Annotated in this window: 14 protein-coding genes; 11 read left to right on the top strand and 3 right to left on the bottom strand. The window is 72.7% G+C overall.

Annotated elements, in window-relative coordinates; all coding sequences use genetic code 11:
- The first annotated feature begins 96 nt into the window (after positions 1–96).
- From UW392_RS44005 to UW392_RS43990, 4 genes are all read left to right on the top strand, one after another.
- Positions 97–1,122: a sensor histidine kinase gene (locus tag UW392_RS44005; RefSeq protein WP_320780933.1), complete on the top strand. Its 1,026-nt coding sequence runs from the start codon at positions 97–99 to the stop codon at positions 1,120–1,122.
- On the top strand, positions 1,122–1,790 hold the full coding sequence (locus tag UW392_RS44000; RefSeq protein ID WP_320780932.1) for a response regulator transcription factor: 669 nt from the start codon (positions 1,122–1,124) through the stop codon (positions 1,788–1,790). The genes UW392_RS44005 and UW392_RS44000 overlap by 1 nt, the downstream gene beginning before the upstream one ends.
- 77 nt (positions 1,791–1,867) lie before the next feature.
- Positions 1,868–3,385, top strand: a complete 1,518-nt coding sequence (gene miaB / locus UW392_RS43995) for a tRNA (N6-isopentenyl adenosine(37)-C2)-methylthiotransferase MiaB (protein ID WP_320780931.1) — start codon at positions 1,868–1,870, stop codon at positions 3,383–3,385.
- A gap of 67 nt (positions 3,386–3,452) precedes the next feature.
- Positions 3,453–4,205, top strand: a complete 753-nt coding sequence (locus tag UW392_RS43990; RefSeq protein WP_320780930.1) for a class III extradiol dioxygenase subunit B-like domain-containing protein — start codon at positions 3,453–3,455, stop codon at positions 4,203–4,205.
- Between the two features lie 105 nt (positions 4,206–4,310).
- On the opposite strand, the gene UW392_RS43985 is transcribed toward UW392_RS43990, so the two are convergent.
- Both UW392_RS43985 and UW392_RS43980 read right to left on the bottom strand, forming a co-directional pair.
- The gene (locus UW392_RS43985; RefSeq protein WP_320780929.1) at positions 4,311–4,577 is read right to left on the bottom strand and encodes an antitoxin; all 267 of its coding nucleotides are present in this window, start codon (positions 4,575–4,577) and stop codon (positions 4,311–4,313) included.
- A 43-nt stretch (positions 4,578–4,620) separates the two neighbouring features.
- Positions 4,621–4,920: a hypothetical protein gene (locus tag UW392_RS43980; RefSeq protein ID WP_320780928.1), complete on the bottom strand. Its 300-nt coding sequence runs from the start codon at positions 4,918–4,920 to the stop codon at positions 4,621–4,623.
- 181 nt (positions 4,921–5,101) lie between these two features.
- On the opposite strand from UW392_RS43980, the gene miaA reads away from it, so the two are divergent.
- The 6 genes from miaA (at position 5,102) to hflX (ending at position 13,572) form a co-directional block, all read left to right on the top strand.
- Positions 5,102–6,040: a tRNA (adenosine(37)-N6)-dimethylallyltransferase MiaA gene (miaA, locus tag UW392_RS43975; protein ID WP_320780927.1), complete on the top strand. Its 939-nt coding sequence runs from the start codon at positions 5,102–5,104 to the stop codon at positions 6,038–6,040.
- 109 nt (positions 6,041–6,149) lie between these two features.
- Entirely contained in the window at positions 6,150–6,656 is a 507-nt protein-coding gene (locus UW392_RS43970) for a hypothetical protein (RefSeq protein WP_320780971.1), read from the top strand.
- 70 nt (positions 6,657–6,726) lie between these two features.
- Entirely contained in the window at positions 6,727–7,644 is a 918-nt protein-coding gene (gene dapF / locus UW392_RS43965; RefSeq protein WP_320780926.1) for a diaminopimelate epimerase, read from the top strand.
- A 216-nt stretch (positions 7,645–7,860) separates the two neighbouring features.
- Positions 7,861–10,083, top strand: coding sequence for a RelA/SpoT family protein (locus UW392_RS43960; protein WP_320780925.1), 2,223 nt, complete (start codon positions 7,861–7,863; stop codon positions 10,081–10,083).
- A 175-nt stretch (positions 10,084–10,258) separates the two neighbouring features.
- Positions 10,259–11,833: a M1 family metallopeptidase gene (locus UW392_RS43955; RefSeq protein ID WP_320780924.1), complete on the top strand. Its 1,575-nt coding sequence runs from the start codon at positions 10,259–10,261 to the stop codon at positions 11,831–11,833.
- Positions 11,834–12,078: 245 nt separating this feature from the next.
- The gene (hflX, locus tag UW392_RS43950; RefSeq protein WP_320780923.1) at positions 12,079–13,572 is read left to right on the top strand and encodes a GTPase HflX; all 1,494 of its coding nucleotides are present in this window, start codon (positions 12,079–12,081) and stop codon (positions 13,570–13,572) included.
- Between the two features lie 123 nt (positions 13,573–13,695).
- Here the strand turns inward: hflX and UW392_RS43945 are convergent, their stop codons facing one another.
- Positions 13,696–14,922: a hypothetical protein gene (locus tag UW392_RS43945; RefSeq protein WP_320780922.1), complete on the bottom strand. Its 1,227-nt coding sequence runs from the start codon at positions 14,920–14,922 to the stop codon at positions 13,696–13,698.
- Between the two features lie 949 nt (positions 14,923–15,871).
- On the opposite strand from UW392_RS43945, the gene UW392_RS43940 reads away from it, so the two are divergent.
- Positions 15,872–17,743 (top strand): IucA/IucC family protein, encoded by a 1,872-nt coding sequence (locus UW392_RS43940; protein ID WP_320780921.1) that lies wholly within the window; start codon positions 15,872–15,874, stop codon positions 17,741–17,743.
- The last annotated feature ends 20 nt before the right edge of the window (positions 17,744–17,763 follow it).

Below are 17,763 nucleotides of genomic sequence, written 5' to 3'. Positions count from 1 at the left end.
ATGGGTGTCGTGACGGATATACGCAACCGGCCGGGAGTGCGGAGACTGCTCCCGGCGGTGTCGCGCGCGAGATCCGGGAGGAGCGGTAAGAGGACCGTGTCGCTGTTCTGGCGGATCTTCTCGCTCAACGCCACGGGCCTGGTGCTCGCCACCGCGCTGCTGCTCGGACCGGTCACCGTCTCCACCCCCGTCCTGCCGCACGAGGCGCTGATCCTCCTCGGGGGCCTCGCCGCGCTGCTGGTCGGCAACGCGGTCGTGCTCCGGGTCGGACTCACCCCGCTGCAACGGCTCGGCCGCGCCATGTCCACCGCGGACCTGCTGCGGCCCGGCGCCCGCGAGGAGGTCTCCGGCCCCGCCGAGGCCGCCGTGCTGATCGCCACGTACAACACCATGCTCGACCGCCTCCAGGCCGAACGCGCCGCGGGCGCCGCCCGCGCACTGCACGCGCAGGAACGCGAGCGCCACCGCATCGCCCGCGAACTGCACGACGAGGTCGGCCAGACCCTCACCGCCGTCCTGCTGCAACTGAAAAGGGTCGCCGACCGGGTGCCCGCGGAGCTGAGCGACGAGGTGAGCCTCACCCAGGAGGCGACCCGGGCGGGCCTGGACGAGATCCGCCGCATCGCCCGCCGGCTCCGTCCCGGCGTCCTGGAGGAACTGGGCCTGGCCAGCGCCCTGCGCTCGCTCGCGGCCGAGTTCACCCACCACGGCCTCACCGTCCGCCACCAGGTCCCCGGCGACCTGCCCCCACTCACCCCGGAGTCGGAACTCGTGATCTACCGGGTCGCCCAGGAGGGCCTGACCAACACCGCGCGGCACTCCGGTGCCGACCGCGCGGAGATCAGCCTGCGCCGCCTCCCGGACGCCGTGGAACTCCTCGTCCGCGACAACGGCAGCGGCATCGGCGACGCCCCGGAGGGCACCGGCCTCAGCGGCATGCGGGAACGCGCCCTGCTGGTGGGAGCCGCTCTCTCCGTGGTACCCGGGCCGGGCTCGGGAACCGACGTACGTCTGCGCGTGCCCGTCACGCCCGAGGGGACCGACCCCTACGCGCGCGTGACGGACGCGACCCCAGGAACCGACCCCCACGCGCGCGTGCCCGACGCGACCGGAGACCACTGATGACCGCCCAGCCCCCGCCACCCCCGATACGCGTCCTGCTCGCCGACGACCACACCCTCGTACGCCGCGGAGTGCGGCTGATACTCGACGGCGAACCCGACCTGACGGTGGTCGCGGAGGCCGGGGACGGCGCCGAGGCGGTCGCCGCGGCCCGCGCCGGCGACGTCGACCTCGCCGTCCTCGACGTCGCCATGCCCCGTATGACCGGACTCCAGGCCGCCCGCGAGCTCTCCCGCCGCCTGCCGGAACTGCGCATCCTCATCCTGACCATGTACGACAACGAGCAGTACTTCTTCGAGGCCCTGAAGGCGGGCGCCTGCGGCTACGTCCTGAAGTCGGTCGCCGACCGCGACCTCGTGGAGGCGTGCCGGGCCGCCGTACGCGACGAACCCTTCATCTACCCCGGTGCCGAGCGCGCCCTGGTCCGTGCCTATCTCGACCGCCTCCACCGGGGCGACGGCCTGCCCGCCCGGCCGATCACCGAACGCGAGGAGGAGATCCTCAAGCTCGTCGCCGAAGGACACACCTCCAAGGAGATCGGCGAACTGCTCTTCATCAGCGCCAAGACCGTCGAACGGCACCGCGCCAACCTGCTCCAGAAACTCGGCGTCCGGGACCGCCTGGAACTCACCCGCTACGCGATACGGGCGGGCCTCATCGAGCCCTGACCAGCCCTGACCAGCGCGTCCGGGAGTTATCCACAGGCCGACCGGGCCATGGCCGGGAACCGCCTACCCTTACTGTCATGACCAGCATCGACCGGAGCCAGACCGTGGGCGCCCCCCGCACTTACGAGGTACGCACCTACGGGTGCCAGATGAACGTCCACGACTCCGAGCGATTGTCCGGCCTGCTGGAGGACGCGGGATACGTCCGCGCCCCGGAGAGCGCCGACGGCGAGGCCGACGTCGTCGTCTTCAACACCTGCGCCGTCCGCGAGAACGCCGACAACAAGCTGTACGGCAACCTCGGTCACCTCGCCCCGAAGAAGGCGAGCCGCCCCGGCATGCAGATCGCGGTCGGCGGCTGCCTCGCCCAGAAGGACCGCGACACCATCGTGAAGCGGGCCCCCTGGGTCGACGTCGTCTTCGGCACGCACAACATCGGCAAGCTGCCCGTCCTGCTGGAGCGCGCCCGTGTGCAGGAGGAGGCGCAGGTCGAGATCGCCGAGTCCCTGGAGGCGTTCCCGTCCACCCTGCCCACCCGCCGCGAGAGCGCCTACGCGGCCTGGGTCTCCATCTCCGTCGGCTGCAACAACACCTGCACCTTCTGTATCGTCCCGGCCCTGCGCGGCAAGGAGAAGGACCGCCGCCCCGGCGACATCCTCGCCGAGGTCGAGGCCCTGGTCGCCGAGGGCGTCTCCGAGATCACCCTGCTCGGCCAGAACGTCAACGCCTACGGCTCCGACATCGGCGACCGCGAGGCGTTCAGCAAGCTGCTGCGGGCCTGCGGGACCATCGACGGCCTGGAGCGCGTCCGCTTCACCTCCCCGCACCCGCGCGACTTCACCGACGACGTGATCGCCGCCATGGCCGAGACGCCGAACGTGATGCCGCAGCTGCACATGCCGCTCCAGTCCGGCTCCGACCCGGTCCTGAAGGCCATGCGCCGCTCCTACCGCCAGGAGCGCTACCTCGGCATCATCGAGAAGGTCCGCGCCGCCATCCCGCACGCCGCGATCACCACCGACATCATCGTGGGCTTCCCCGGCGAGACCGAGGAGGACTTCCAGCAGACCCTGCGCGTGATCCGCGAGGCCCGCTTCGCGCAGGCGTACACCTTCCAGTACTCCAAGCGCCCCGGCACGCCGGCCGCCGACATGGACGGCCAGATCCCGAAGGCGGTCGTCCAGGAGCGCTACGAGCGGCTCGTCGCCCTCCAGGAGGAGATCTCCTGGGAGGAGAACAAGAAGCAGGTGGGCCGCACCCTGGAGCTGATGGTCGCCGAGGGCGAGGGCCGCAAGGACGGCACCACCCACCGCCTGTCCGGCCGCGCCCCCGACAACCGCCTGGTCCACTTCACCAAGCCGGACCAGGAGGTCCGCCCCGGCGACGTGGTCACGGTCGAGATCACCTACGCCGCCCCGCACCACCTCCTCGCCGAGGGCGCGGTCCTCGACGTGCGCCGCACCCGCGCGGGCGACGCCTGGGAGAAGCGCACCACCGCGGTACAGGCCAAGCCCGCGGGCGTCCTGCTCGGCCTGCCGAAGATCGGCGTCCCGGAGCCCCTGCCGGTCGCGGCGAGCGGCTGCGGCTGCGACTGAGCGGCCTGCGGACCACTGGGCCGGGGGAGGGGCCGTCCGAGCCCGGCCGGGGGATACGCTGCCGATCATGCTTGTCGCCGCCGCAGTCTGTCCCTGTCCGCCCCTGCTGGTCCCCGAGGTCGCCGCGGGCGCCGCGCCGGAACTCGACGCGGCCCGCACGGCGTGCGCGGACGCCCTGGGCGTTCTCGCCGCCGCCCGGCCCGGACTGCTCGTCGTGGTCGGACCCGGGGAGGACGCCGGGCCGCGGACGTATCCGCAGGGGACGCCGGGTTCTTTCCGGGGCTTCGGAGTGGACGCGGACGTGCGCCTGGGAGCCGCCGGGGACGCCCGTACGGACGCTGCCGGCGATGACCCGCTCACCGGTGCGGAGGCGGGTCCGGAACTGCCGTACGGGCTGGCCGTGGGGGCCTGGCTGCTTGAGCGGGCCGCTTGGGCCGACGCTCCCGTCGAAGGGATCGGCGTCGGGCCTGCGCTGGACGCCGGGCGGTGCGCCGCCCTCGGGCGGGATCTCGCCGCGCGCGCCGGGCGGGTGGCGATGCTCGTGCTCGGCGACGCCAGCGCCTGCCGCACGCTCAAGGCGCCCGGATACCTCGACGAGCGGGCGGCACCCTTCGACGCGTCGGTGGCCCGCGCGCTCGGCAGGGCCGACCTGACGGCCCTCGCCGCCCTGGACACGGATCTGGCACGTGAGCTGAGGGTGTCGGGCCGGGCCCCCTGGCAGCTCCTCGCCGCCGCGGCCGAGGACGCCGCCCTCGACGGGACGCTGCTGTACGAGGACGCCCCCTACGGCGTCGGCTACGTGGTGGCGGCCTGGTCGTAGCCCGGCCGTGTGGGCGAAGGCCACGACGGCGGACGGCGGCGGAGCCGATGCGCTCCGCCGCCGTCCGCCGTCGTGCGCACGATCCCGTCGACGCGCGGCCGGTACTCAGCCGGCCGGGGGAGTGGGACCGGCCGGAGGCGTGCCGCCGCCGGAGCCGGGGTCCTCCTTGTCCGCGAGACGGTCCACGGCGTCCTTGGCCTTGCCCGTACCGGACCGGATCTGGTCGCTGTACTTGCCCTTGGTCTTCTCGTCGACGGTCTTCGCCGCCTTGTCGAGCCCTTGCTGGATCTTGTCCCCGTGCTGCTGCGCGAGGCCGGAGACCTTGCCCTTCGCCGGGCCCAGCTTGGCCTTCAAGTTGTCCAGGAGACCCATGGTCCGCCTTCTCTCGCGGTGGTGCGGTCGGATGGTGGTGCGGTCAGGAGCGGGCGCTCTCGCCGGCCTCGTTGTCGACGGCCTCCTCGGCGGACTGCTGCTTGGGGATCTCGACCCCGTCGGCCCCGGCCGCGTCCTTCGCGGCGGGCTCGGGGGTCTCGGCGGCCGGGGAGCCGGCGGCGGCTCCGGCCGTACCCTCGGCCGCGCCCGCCTCCTCGCCCCCGTCCTTCCGGGCCTCGGCCCCGGCCCCGCCCTCGTCGGCGGACGAAGCGGCCCGTGCCTCGGTGACCGCTGCCTCCTCCGTGGTCTTCGACCTCCGAAGAAGTCGTGCAAAAACGCCCATATCAACTCCATACGGTACTCGTGCGGGCGAATTCCCGCGTCGCCCGGTGCGTCCGTTTGCGCGGTCCGGGCCTCCGCCCCCGTGCTCCGGGACGGGAACCTCGCAACGGGCAACGATCCCGGAGGCGTGACGTCACCTAACTCGTTCGAGGCCGCAGCGGGAGGTTTGCGAGACTGGACCGGTGAGCAGCGCATCCTCCGCCCCCCGCGTCATCGCCGTCGTCGGACCGACCGCGGCCGGAAAGTCCGATCTGGGAGTCTTCCTGGCCCAACGGCTCGGCGGTGAGGTCGTCAACGCCGACTCGATGCAGCTGTACCGGGGGATGGACATCGGCACCGCCAAGCTGACGGCCGAGGAACGCGCGGGGGTCCCGCACCACCTCCTCGACATCTGGGACGTGACCGTCACCGCCTCTGTCGCCGAGTACCAGCGGCTCGCCCGGGAGCGCGTCGACGCCCTGCTCGCGGCGGGCCGCGTGCCGATCCTCGTCGGCGGCTCCGGCCTGTACGTCCGCGGGGCCGTCGACAAGATGGACTTCCCCGGCACCGACCCCGACGTCAGGGCGCGGCTGGAGGAGGAACTGACCCTGCGCGGCACCGGCGCGCTCCACGCCCGCCTGGCCGCCGTCGACCCGGAGGCGGCGCGGGCGATCCTGCCCGGCAACGGCCGCCGGATCGTCCGGGCCCTGGAGGTGATCGAGATCACCGGCCGGCCCTTCACCGCCAACCTCCCCGGCCACGAGTCCTTCTACGACACCGTGCAGATCGGCGTCGACGTGGCCCGCCCGGAGCTGGACGCCCGCATCGCCCGCCGGGTCGACCGGATGTGGGAGGCCGGGCTGGTCGAGGAAGTGAGCGCACTGGAGGCGCGGGGGTTGCGCGAAGGGCGTACGGCGTCGCGCGCCCTCGGCTACCAGCAGGTGCTCACCGCGCTCGCCGGTGAGTGCACGATGCAGGAGGCCCGGGACGAGACCGTACGGGCCACCAAACGCTTCGCGCGCCGTCAGGATTCATGGTTCAGGCGCGACCCGCGGGTGCATTGGCTGAGTGGGGCCGCGGCGGACCTCGGGAAACTTCCGCAGCTCGCGTTGTCGTTGGTCGAACGACCGGTTACAGCCTGATCACGTCATGGCATCGGGACGCCCCGGCCGTCATCCCGGCCTCCGGTGGCGTGCCATCATCAAGCTTCGATCGACCAAAGTGGAGTCCTAGTTGGGAGGGCGCGTGGCGATGGAGGCCGGCCCTCGTGACACCGCACCGAGCACCGAGCACGTCACCGTCGACACCGGGGAACCGGAGCCGGACGGAGGCCGTCTGAGCCCGGACGGGCCCGACGAGATCCGGGGCGGTGTGGCGGACGACGGCCCGGAGCCCGGCGAGATGTACGCGGGCGGCGAAGAGGTCGAGGTCGAGCTGCGTCCGCAGCGGCGACTGCGGCTCTGGCAGCTCGCGCCCATCGTGTGCCTGGCCGCGGTCGGGTCCCTGATGTTCGCCTTCCCGCTCGCCTTCGACTTCGGCGACAGCGGCGCGATGATCGCGATGCTGGGGCTGCTGATCTGCTCCTGCGCGGCCGGCTGGGGCATGATGGCCGCCCGCCGGGTGGGCTACACCTGGCCGGGCCTGCCCCCGCGCGGCTCGGGCCGCCGCCCCGACTGGCGCGTGGTCCTCGGCTACGTGGTCGTGGTCGCCGCGGTGGTCGTGCTGGCGGTCTGGCGCGTCGCCCGCCTCAGAGGCTGACCTGGCGGCCCCCGTGCCGTCGGAGGCCGACCCGCGCGGCTCTGCCGTAGTGACCCCGTACGATCGAGGAATGAGCACGCGGATCGCCTTCCTCAAGGGTCACGGGACGGAGAACGACTTCGTGATCGTGCCCGACCCGGAGAACACCGTCGACCTGCCTCCGGCCGCCGTCGCCGCCCTGTGCGACCGCCGCGCGGGCATCGGCGGAGACGGGCTGCTGCACGTGGTGCGGTCCGCCGCGCACCCCGAGGCCCGGCACCTGGCGTCCGAGGCCGAGTGGTTCATGGACTACCGCAACGGCGACGGTTCGGTCGCGGAGATGTGCGGCAACGGCGTGCGGGTCTTCGCGCGCTACCTCCAGCGCGCGGGGCACGTCACCGAGGGGGACCTCGCCGTCGCCACGCGCGGGGGCGTGAAGACCGTGCACCTCGCGAAGGCCGCAGCCGACGGCGGCTCCGCGGGCGACGTGACCGTCGGCATGGGCCGCGCGCTGCTCCCGGAGCCGGACGTCACGGTCAGCGTCGGCACCCGCACCTGGCCCGCCCGGAACGTGAATATGGGCAACCCGCACGCGGTCGCCTTCGTGGACGACCTGGCGCACGCCGGGGACCTGCATACCCCGCCGCCGTTCGAGCCCGCCTCGGCCTACCCGGACGGCGTCAACGTCGAGTTCGTGGTCGACCGGGGCCCCGGGCACGTCGCGATGCGCGTGCACGAGCGCGGCTCCGGCGAGACCCGCTCGTGCGGCACGGGCGCGTGCGCCGTCGCCGTCGCCACCGCCCGCAGGGACGGCGTCGACCCGGCCGTCACCGGCACCCCGGTGACGTACACGGTCGACGTGCCCGGCGGCACGCTCGTGATCACCGAGCGGCCCGACGGCGAGATCGAGATGACCGGCCCCGCCGTGATCGTCGCGGAAGGCGAGATCGACGCCCGGTGGCTGGAGCGGCGGACGGCGGCGGAGCCCGCGGCAGGAGCCGCCGTGTGAGCACCAGAGCGAGCGTCGACGCCCCGGACGGAAACGTAAACCCGATATCGGTCGCTCGAATGGGTGATCCGTTTCACGCTCGGCGAGAGGCGGTCGGCCGTACGTGATGGGCTCGATAGCATCAAGCACCGGCCCGGACGGGGAACCCACGCCGTCCCCTGAGCCCTGGCCGTCCCGGGGCTGCCCGCCCGCCGGTCGACGCAGCCGGAGGTGCCCATGAACGCGGAGGCCGCGAAACCAGCGAGCCCAGGCCCAGTGACGCCCGCGACCGCCGGCGCCACCACGCCGACGGCCGCCCGCCGGAAGGCCCGCCCCCGGCTCGATCTGCGGCGCCTCGGCCGCGCCGCACTGCTGGGGAACACCACCCGCGGCCGGCTCCCCGACGCCATCGGGCACGTCGTCGAGGCCCACCGCGCCCACCACCCCGACGCGGCCATCGACGCGCTGCGCCGCGCCTATCTGCTCGCCGAGTCCTCGCACCGCGGCCAGATGCGCAAGAGCGGCGAGCCGTACATCACCCACCCGCTCGCCGTCACCCTCATCCTCGCCGAGCTCGGCGCCGAGACGACGACGCTGACCGCCTCTCTCCTCCACGACACCGTCGAGGACACCGACGTGACGCTGGACCAGGTGGGCAAGGAGTTCGGCGAAGAGGTCCGCTATCTCGTCGACGGCGTCACCAAGCTGGAGAAGGTCGACTACGGCGCCGCCGCCGAGCCCGAGACCTTCCGCAAGATGCTCGTCGCCACCGGCAACGACGTCCGCGTGATGTCGATCAAGCTCGCCGACCGGCTGCACAACATGCGCACCCTCGGCGTCATGCGCCAGGAGAAGCAGGAACGCATCGCCAAGGTCACCCGCGATGTCCTCATCCCGCTCGCCGAGCGCCTCGGCGTCCAGGCGCTCAAGACCGAGCTGGAGGACCTCGTCTTCGCGGTCCTGCACCCCGAGGAGTACCGGCACACCAAGGAGCGCATCGCCGAGAACGCGGCCCGCGAGGACGACCCCCTCGCCCGTACGGCCGACGAGGTGCGCGCCGTGCTGCGCGAGGCGGACATCCCGGCCGAGGTACTGATCAGGCCGCGCCACTTCGTCTCCCTGCACCGCACGGCCCGTAAACGCGGACGGCTGGGCGGCGCCGACTTCGGCCGTCTGCTGGTCCTCGTCAACGAGGACGCCGACTGCTACGCCGTCCTGGGTGAGCTGCACACCTGTATGACGCCGGTGGTCTCGGAGTTCAAGGACTTCATCGCCGTCCCGAAGTTCAACCTGTACCAGTCGCTGCACACCGCCGTGGCCCGCGAATCCGACGGGCAGGTCGTCGAAGTCCTCATCCGCACCCACCAGATGCACAAGGTCGCCGAGGCCGGGGTCGTCGCCCTCGGCAACCCCTACACGGCACCCCCCGAGGAGCAGGCCGCAGGCGACGGCGAGCGCGTCGACCCCACCCGCCCCGGCTGGCTCTCCCGCCTCCTGGACTGGCAGCGCGCGGCCCCCGACCCCGACACCTTCTGGTCCACCCTGCGCGAGGACCTCGCCCAGGACCGCGAGATCACCGTCTTCCGGCCGGACGGCCGCAGCCTGGGGCTGCCCGAGGGCGCGACCTGCGTGGACGCCGCGTACGCCCAGTACGGGGAGGACGCGCACGCGTGTATCGGCGCCCGCGTCAACGGCCGGCTCGCGACCCTCAGCACCGTCCTGCGCGACGGCGACGCGGTGCAGCTCCTGATGGGGCAGGACCCGGCCTCCGAACCCTCCAGGGAGTGGCTGGAGCACGCCCACACCCCCGCCGCCCGCATCGCGATCCAGCGGTGGCTCACGGCCCACCCGGGGCACGGTGACGACGCCGGCGACGACGAGGCGGGACGGCGGGGCGCGGACCGGCCCACCGAGGAGGACCGCGCCGAGGGCCGGGAACCCGCCGTACGCCGCAGCGCGGACACGTTGCCCGAGCTGACGTCCGACGCGGCGTCCGACGGGCCGGACGCCCCGGCCGTCCTGGTCGACCTGCCGGACGCGACCGTGCGGCTGGCCGGCTGCTGCACCCCCGTACCGCCCGACGAGGTCACCGGCTTCGCCGTGCGCGGAGGAGTGGTGACCGTGCACCGCGCGGAGTGCGCCGTGGTGGCGCGCATGAAGAGCGGAGGGCGCGCGGAGGTCGGCGTGCGCTGGGGCGACACCGCCGGCGGGCGGGTCACGCTGCTCGCCGAATCGTTCGTCCGTCCCCACCTCCTCGCCGACCTGACCGAGGCGATGGCCCAGGAAGGCGCGGAGATCGTCTCGGCGACCGTCGAACCTCCGGACCGGCAGCGCGTCCGCCACACGTACACCGTCCGCCTCCCGGACGCCGCCCACCTGCCCGCCCTCATGCGCGCGATGCGCAACGTGGCCGGTGTGTACGACGTCAGCAGGGCGCAGCCGCAGGCGACGGGCGGCTGAACACGGCAGCCGGCTCCGGAACCGCCGGGCCGTTGCTCGGTCGCGGTCGTCAAGTGGTGGGTACCGCTTGACGCAGCAGGGGGCGCGCGGCCGTTCGCCGGGGCGCGGGGCCCGTTCGGGTGCGCGGGGCGCGCGTCATCGCTGCCATACCCGCGCGCGCTGATAGCCGTACTTCATGCCCCGCACTCCCCGCACTCCCCACATCCCGGACGCCCGTACATCCCGCTTCCCCGCATCCCGCTTCGGCGCGTCCCGTCCCCGTACGAGGAACCGGCGGCGGGTCCGCGCGGCGGCGCTGCTCGCCCCGGCCGTCTGCGTCTGCCTGGTCGCCGCGAGCGCGCCGCCCGCCCCGCTCGGCATCGGCGACCGCCTCTTCCCGCACCTGGGCAACCCCGGCTACGACGTCGTCTCCTACGACCTGTCCTTCGCCTACTCCGGGGACAACACCGCGCCCCTGGCGGCCGTCACCACGATCGACGCCCGGCTGACGGCCGACCTGGACCGGATCAACCTCGACTTCGCCCACGGCACGGTCGACTCCGTGCGGGTGGACGGCGAATTCGCCCGGTTCGCCACCGCCGGCGAGGACCTGGTGATCACGCCCGAGGACCCCCTGGACGAGGGCGACCGGACCCGGATCACCGTGCGGCACACCAGTGACCCGCAGTCGCCCGAGGAGCGCCAGGGCGGCTGGGTGCGCACGTCGGACGGCCTCGCCATGGCCAACCAGGCCGACGCCGCGCACCTGGTCTTCCCCTGCAACGACCACCCCTCCGACAAGGCGTTCTTCACCATCAGGGTCACCGCCCCGGACGGGCACACCGCCGTCGCCAACGGACTCCCGGCCGACCGGCCCCGCGCGGGGGACGGTGCCACCACGTGGACGTACCGCACCCGGCACCCCATGGCCACCGAACTGGCGCAGGTCTCCGTCGGCCGCTCCACGGTGCTGCACCGCACCGGCCCGAACGGCCTCCCCGTACGCGATGTCGTCCCGACCGCGCACCGCGCGGCGCTCGAACCGTGGCTGGAGAAGACGCCCGGCCAGATCGCCTGGATGGAGAGCAAGGTCGGGCGCTACCCGTTCGAGACCTACGGACTGCTCATGGCCGACGCGTCGACCGGGTTCGAACTGGAGACGCAGACGCTCTCCCTCTTCGAGCGTGAGCTGTTCACCGAGGACGCCTACCCCCGGTGGTACATCGAGTCGATCATGGTGCACGAGCTGGCCCACCAGTGGTTCGGCGACAGCGTCAGCCCACGCGCCTGGTCCGACCTGTGGCTCAGTGAGGGGCACGCCACCTGGTACGAGGCGCTCTACGCGGACGAGCGGGAAGGCAGAACGCTCACCGCGCGGATGAAGGCCGCCTACGGCGCCTCCGACAGCTGGCGGGCGGCAGGCGGACCGCCGGCCGAGCCGAAGGCACCCAAGCCCGGCCGCAAGACGAGCATCTTCCGCCCCAGCGTCTACGACGGCTCCGCCCTCGTCCTGTACGCCCTGCGCCAGGAGATCGGCCCCCCGGCCTTCGAGCGGCTCGAACGGAGCTGGGTCGAGCGCCACCGGGACGCCTCGGTGACCACCGCCGACTTCGTACGGCTCGCCGCCGAGGTGTCCGGACGCGACCTGGACGGCTTCTTCCGCGCCTGGCTGTACGGCGAGAAGACGCCCCCGATGCCCGGCCACCCGGACTGGAAGCCGGTGGAGCGACAGGACGCGAAGCCCGGCACCACCCGTCGGGGAGGCCGGTGACGGCTCGCGCCCATGGCGGCGACCGCCCGCGCGTGCGGCGGTGACAGCCCGCGAACAAAGGCGGTGACGGTCCGCGAATAAGGCGGTGACGAGACGCCCCGTGCCGTGCGACCATTTTCGGGACGGCGCGGCACGGGTCGCGGGAATCTCCCCGCCGCCCCGTGCGTTGTGACGAATGACGCCAGTGGCGTGATGTACGACGCCAGAAGCGCCGCAGTATCCGTTCCCGGACACGTAAGGATCCAATGACCTCCTCTTCTTCCCCTTCCCAGGACACCAAGCGCCTCGCGCACACCTATCCCGAGGGTCTTCGGGCCGATGCCCTGATGGAAGAGGACGTCGCCGGGAGCCACGAGATCGACGCCGCCGAGTGGGACGGCGACCAGTTCGACCGCTCCGAGCGCGCGGCTCTGCGCCGTGTGGTGGGTCTCTCCACCGAGCTGGAGGACGTCACCGAGGTCGAGTACCGCCAGCTCCGTCTGGAGCGGGTCGTCCTCGTCGGCGTGTGGACCTCGGGGACGGCGCAGGACGCGGAGAACTCCCTCGCCGAGCTGGCGGCCCTCGCCGAGACCGCGGGCGCGCTCGTGCTCGACGGCGTGATCCAGCGCCGTGACAAGCCCGACGCGGCCACGTACATCGGCTCCGGCAAGGCGCAGGAGCTGCGCGACATCGTGCAGGAGACGGGCGCGGACACCGTCATCTGCGACGGTGAGCTGAGCCCCGGCCAGCTGATCCAGCTGGAGGACGTCGCCAAGGTCAAGGTCATCGACCGGACCGCCCTGATCCTCGACATCTTCGCCCAGCACGCCAAGTCCCGGGAGGGCAAGGCGCAGGTGGCGCTCGCGCAGATGCAGTACATGCTGCCGCGACTGCGCGGCTGGGGTCAGTCGCTGTCCCGGCAGATGGGTGGTGGCCGCGGCGGCCTCGCGACCCGCGGCCCCGGTGAGACCAAGATCGAGACGGACCGGCGCCGGATCCGCGAGAAGATGGCGAAGATGCGCCGTGAGATCGCGGAGATGAAGACCGGCCGTGAGGTCAAGCGCCAGGAACGTCGGCGCAACAAGGTCCCGTCGGTCGCCATCGCCGGTTACACCAACGCCGGCAAGTCCTCCCTGCTCAACCGCCTCACCGGCGCGGGCGTCCTGGTCGAGAACGCGCTGTTCGCGACCCTGGACCCGACCGTGCGCCGGGCCGAGACGCCGAGCGGGCGGCTGTACACGCTGGTGGACACCGTCGGCTTCGTCCGGCACCTTCCGCACCACCTGGTCGAGGCGTTCCGCTCCACCATGGAGGAGGTCGGCGACTCCGACCTGATCCTGCACGTGGTGGACGGCTCGCACCCGGTCCCGGAGGAGCAGCTCGCCGCGGTGCGCGAGGTGATCAGGGACGTCGGCGCCATCGACGTACCCGAGATCGTCGTGATCAACAAGGCCGACCTGGCCGACCCGCTGGTACTCCAGCGGCTGCTCCGGGTCGAGAAGCACTCCATCGCGGTCTCCGCCCGGACGGGCGCGGGCATCGAGGAGCTGCTGGCCCTGGTCGACAGCGAGCTGCCGCACCCGTCGGTGGAGATCGAGGCGCTGGTGCCGTACACCCACGGCAAGCTGGTCGCCCGCGCCCACGACGAGGGCGAGGTGATCTCCGAGGAGCACACCCCGGAGGGCACCCTGCTCAAGGTGCGGGTGCACGAGGAACTGGCGGCGGAACTGACGCCGTACGTCCCGGCGCCGCTCGCCTGAGTCCGTTCCTTCTGTTCCTGAGGGCGCCTTCCTCGCCGTATGCGGCGGGGGAGGCGCCCTCAGGCGTACGGTCACTGACCGGCGAAGGTGGGTGCGCTCACTGATCGGCGAAGGTGCGTGCGGTCACTGACCGGCGAACTTGTCGCTGACCGAGGTGTACACGTCCTCGGCCTCCGGGCCCAGGCGCGGACCCGCCAGCCATCCCGCGGACACCGGGCCGATCGAGGTGTTGGAGACGAGGGCCGGCTCGCCGTCGGCCCCCTGCGCGATCCAGCCGCCGCCGGACGAACCGCCGGTCATGGTGCAGCCGATCCGGTACATGGTCGGGTCCGACGCGTCGATCGACAACCGGCTCGGCCGGTCCGCGCAGCTGTACATCGCCTGCCCGTCGAACGGCTCCGCGGCCGGATAGCCGATCGCCGTGATCTCCTCGACGTCCGACACGGCGGGGGCGTCGAAGTCCACCGGCAGCGCCGAGCCGACCGTCTCCTCCAGCGACTTGCCGTCACCGCCCTCCTCGGGCGTCACATGGATGACGGCGAAGTCGTACGAGGCACCGTTGCCGTTGGTGGGCCCGCCCCGCTCGATCCACTGGTCGGAGGTCTGGGCCCAGTCGCCCCACCACACGCCGTACGGGGCCATCTCGTCCTCGGTGGCGTTCAGCAACTCCCGCGCCGACAGACCCGCGTCGTTGTACGACGGGACGAACGCGATGTTGCGGTACCAGCCGCCCTTCGCGCCGGCGTGCACGCAGTGGCCCGCGGTCCAGACGAGGTTGGACCTGCCGGGGTTGGCCGGGTCCGCCACGACCGTCGCCGAGCAGACCATCTGCCCCTCGGGGGCGTCGAAGAAGACCTTGCCCGCCGTGGCGGCGTTGTCGTGGTACTTCGGGGCCACGGCCGCCGCCGGGACGGGGGCCGGCTCCGGATCGGTGACCCCCTCGTCGACGGAGAGGTCGCCCGCGTCGACCTCCTGGTCCGGCTCCTCCGCGTCCCGCATCCGGTCCGGGTCCCACAGGTCCTCGATGATCGGGTTGACGAAGTCCTGCGCCTCGCGCAGCCAGTCCTCCCGGTCCCAGTCCTTCCAGGCGCCGTCCTTCCACTGGTCGACGTCGATCCCGTGTTCCTTCAGCTTGTCCTTGAGGTCGTCCGGGATCGTGAACCCGCTGCTGCCGTCGTCGGCGGCAGCGGAGGGGGCGTCACCGCCGTCACCGCCGGAGTCGCATGCGGTGACGGTGAGAGCCAGCACCGACGCGAGTGCGACGACGGCCGGCCCCGTGAGGGCACGGCTCCGCCCGCCCCTCGGCCCGCGACCGGTGAACGACGGCCGTTTGGATCGCGTGGATCGCATGCTCTGACTCCCCCTGCCGAGAAAACTGTGTGGCACCGGCGGTGCCGCGGCCTCCCCGGCCGAGTGCCGTGCCGGGCACGGCCGGCCCCGCGGCGCGTTCGGGCGGCACAAAGACACTATGCGCTCGCTGTGGGGGACTTCCGACGGAACGGCAACGGTTGCGTCACGGCAAAGATCTTGCGGCAGGAGAGCCGTAACCCGGAGGCCGGCCGGGTGTTATGCGCGATGAGGGGTGGGCTGCTGAGTCACCTCTGAGCGGTGGGAGGACAGGGAGCCGTGGCCGAATCCTGGTGCGGGGGGAGCTGGCCGGGGTGTCCGGGACCCGTGGGGCGTGAGACGTACGTCCGCACCGCCCTGCCGGTCGTGCCCCTCCAGCCGTTCGGTCAGTCGATCGGTCAGCCGGTCGGTCGGCCGATCAGTCAGCCGGTCGGTCAGCCGCTCGTCCGACTGGGCAGTCAGTCGGCCGGCCTGGTGTCGCGGATCGCGGACGCCTTCGTCGACGAGTTACTGCGGTGTTCGCCGCCGGCTCTCACGCGGCACGCGCGCGTGCGGTTATGCGACTCCCCGGGGGCTGACGCGGTGGACACCGCCGTCGCGCTCGTGCGTGCCGTGACCGGGCGGGGATCGCCACCTCCGCCGACGACCGCGACGCCGATGACCGCGACGCCTACGACCGCGACGCCGACGACCGCGATGCCAACGACCGCGATGCCAACGATCGCGGCGCGGCGATTGCGACGCCGCAGACGCCGACCGCAGGGTCTGTCGTCTGCGGGAACTGGCCGCTGACCGACGCCGTGCGGATGGTGGCCCGGGATCGCCAGGCCCACGAACGTCTCTGGCGTGTCCCTCGTACGACCCCGTACGTCCGCAGTACCTCCCTGCGTACGTCCCTAAGTACGCCCCTAAGTACGCCTCTATGAAAAAACGTTCGCCCCAAGGAACCGCCATGTCTTCCCTCCCCCTACCCGACGTCAGCTCCCTCCCTCAGCAGTCCGACCTCGCGGACATCGTTGACGCTGCTGACATCGCCGACCCCGAGCCCCGCCCCCTTCTCGACCCCGACCCCAACCCCCTCGCCGAAGCCCAAGCCGCCACCGTCGAGAACCTTCTGCGCTGCTGGGCCCGCGAGACCGACGCCCTCGCTCCCGAGGACGGATTCCTCCGCGTCCCCCTGCCCGCCAGCGGCACCGCCCTGCTCGTGCCCGTCCACTACTGGTCGCCGACGGGCCTGCACCGCTTCGGCGCCGCTGAGCTGACCGGTGTGCCCCGGCCGGGCAGTCCCGTGGACGCCGTGACGCTCGCCGTGCTGCTCGCCAGGGAGTCATCCACGGCGGGTACGGACGCCGCCCTCGACCTCGTGTCCCGGGTCGCCGACTCTGTTCGCCGTACCGCCGTCTTCCTCGCCGACCGCCGCGAACGGCCCGCCGGCACCGGCCCGTACGACGGACACGACCGTTTCCTCGCCGCCGAGCAGTCCCTCGTCCACGGCCACCCCCTGCACCCGACCCCGAAGAGCCGCGAGGGGCTGTCGGAGAGCGAGGCGCGGCGCTACTCGCCCGAACTGCGCGGCTCCTTCCCCCTGCACTGGCTGGCGGTCGCCCCGTCCGTGCTCGCCACCGACTCCGCCTGGACCGAGCGGGGCCGCCCCGTCACCGCCGTCCGGCTCACCGCGCGACTGGCACCGGACCTGGATCTGCCGCAGGGGTACACGGCCCTGCCCCTGCACCCCTGGCAGGCCGCGGAGATCCGGCGCAGACCCGAGGCCGAGGCACTGCTGGACGCCGGGCTGCTGCGCGACCTCGGTCCCCAGGGGGCGGCCTGGTACCCGACCTCGTCCGTGCGTACCGTTCACCGCACCGGCGCGCCCGCCATGCTGAAACTCTCCCTGGGCCTGCACATCACCAACTCACGGCGCGAGAACCTCCGTAAGGAACTCCATCGGGGTGTCGAGGTCCACCGTCTCCTGCGCGGCGGGCTCGCCGGCCGGTGGCAGGCCGCGCACCCGCACTTCGACATCGTGCGCGATCCGGCGTGGATCGCCGTGGACGGGCCGGACGGCTCGCCCGTCCCCGGACTCGATGTGATCATCCGGCACAACCCCTTCGCCCCCGCGGACGACGTCTCCTGCGTCGCCGCCCTCACCGCGCTCCGCCCTCACCCCTCCTCCCCGTCCTCTCTCTCCTCCCCTTCCTCCTCCCCGTCCTCCCGGTTGGCCGAGGTCATCGGCCGGCTGGCCGCCCGGACGGGCCGTCCCCGTGGCGCCGTCGCCGCCGAGTGGTTCCTGCGCTACCTCGAACACGTCGCACGCCCCCTCCTCCGGCTGGACGGCGAGGCGGGCATCGCCCTGGAGGCGCACCAGCAGAACACGCTGCTCCTCCTGGACGCCGACGGCTGGCCGGCGGGCGGCCGCTACCGCGACAACCAGGGCTACTACTTCCGTGAGTCGCACCGCGCGGCGCTCGATTCCCTGCTGCCCGGCATCGGCGGACGGAGCGACACCTTCGTCTCCGACGAGGTCGCGGACGAGCGGTTCGCGTACTACCTGGGGATCAACAACGTGTTCGGTCTGATCGGGGCCTTCGGCTCACAGCGGCTCGCCGACGAGGACCTGCTCCTGGGGGCGTTCCGCCGCTTCCTCGGCGAAGCCGCCGCGGGGCCGCACCGGATGCGTGGCTCGCTGCCCGGTCTCCTTCTCGACTCGCCCGTACTGCACTGCAAAGCCAATCTGCTGACGCGTCTGCACGGACTCGACGAACTCGTCGGTCCGGTCGACACCCAGTCCGTCTACGTGCCCGTGACCAATCCCCTGCACCGCTGAACCGAGTCCCGGAGAGGAGC

This window comes from Streptomyces sp. CRN 30, from assembly GCF_034105845.1.
This window is presented reverse-complemented; position numbering and strand designations above follow the sequence as displayed.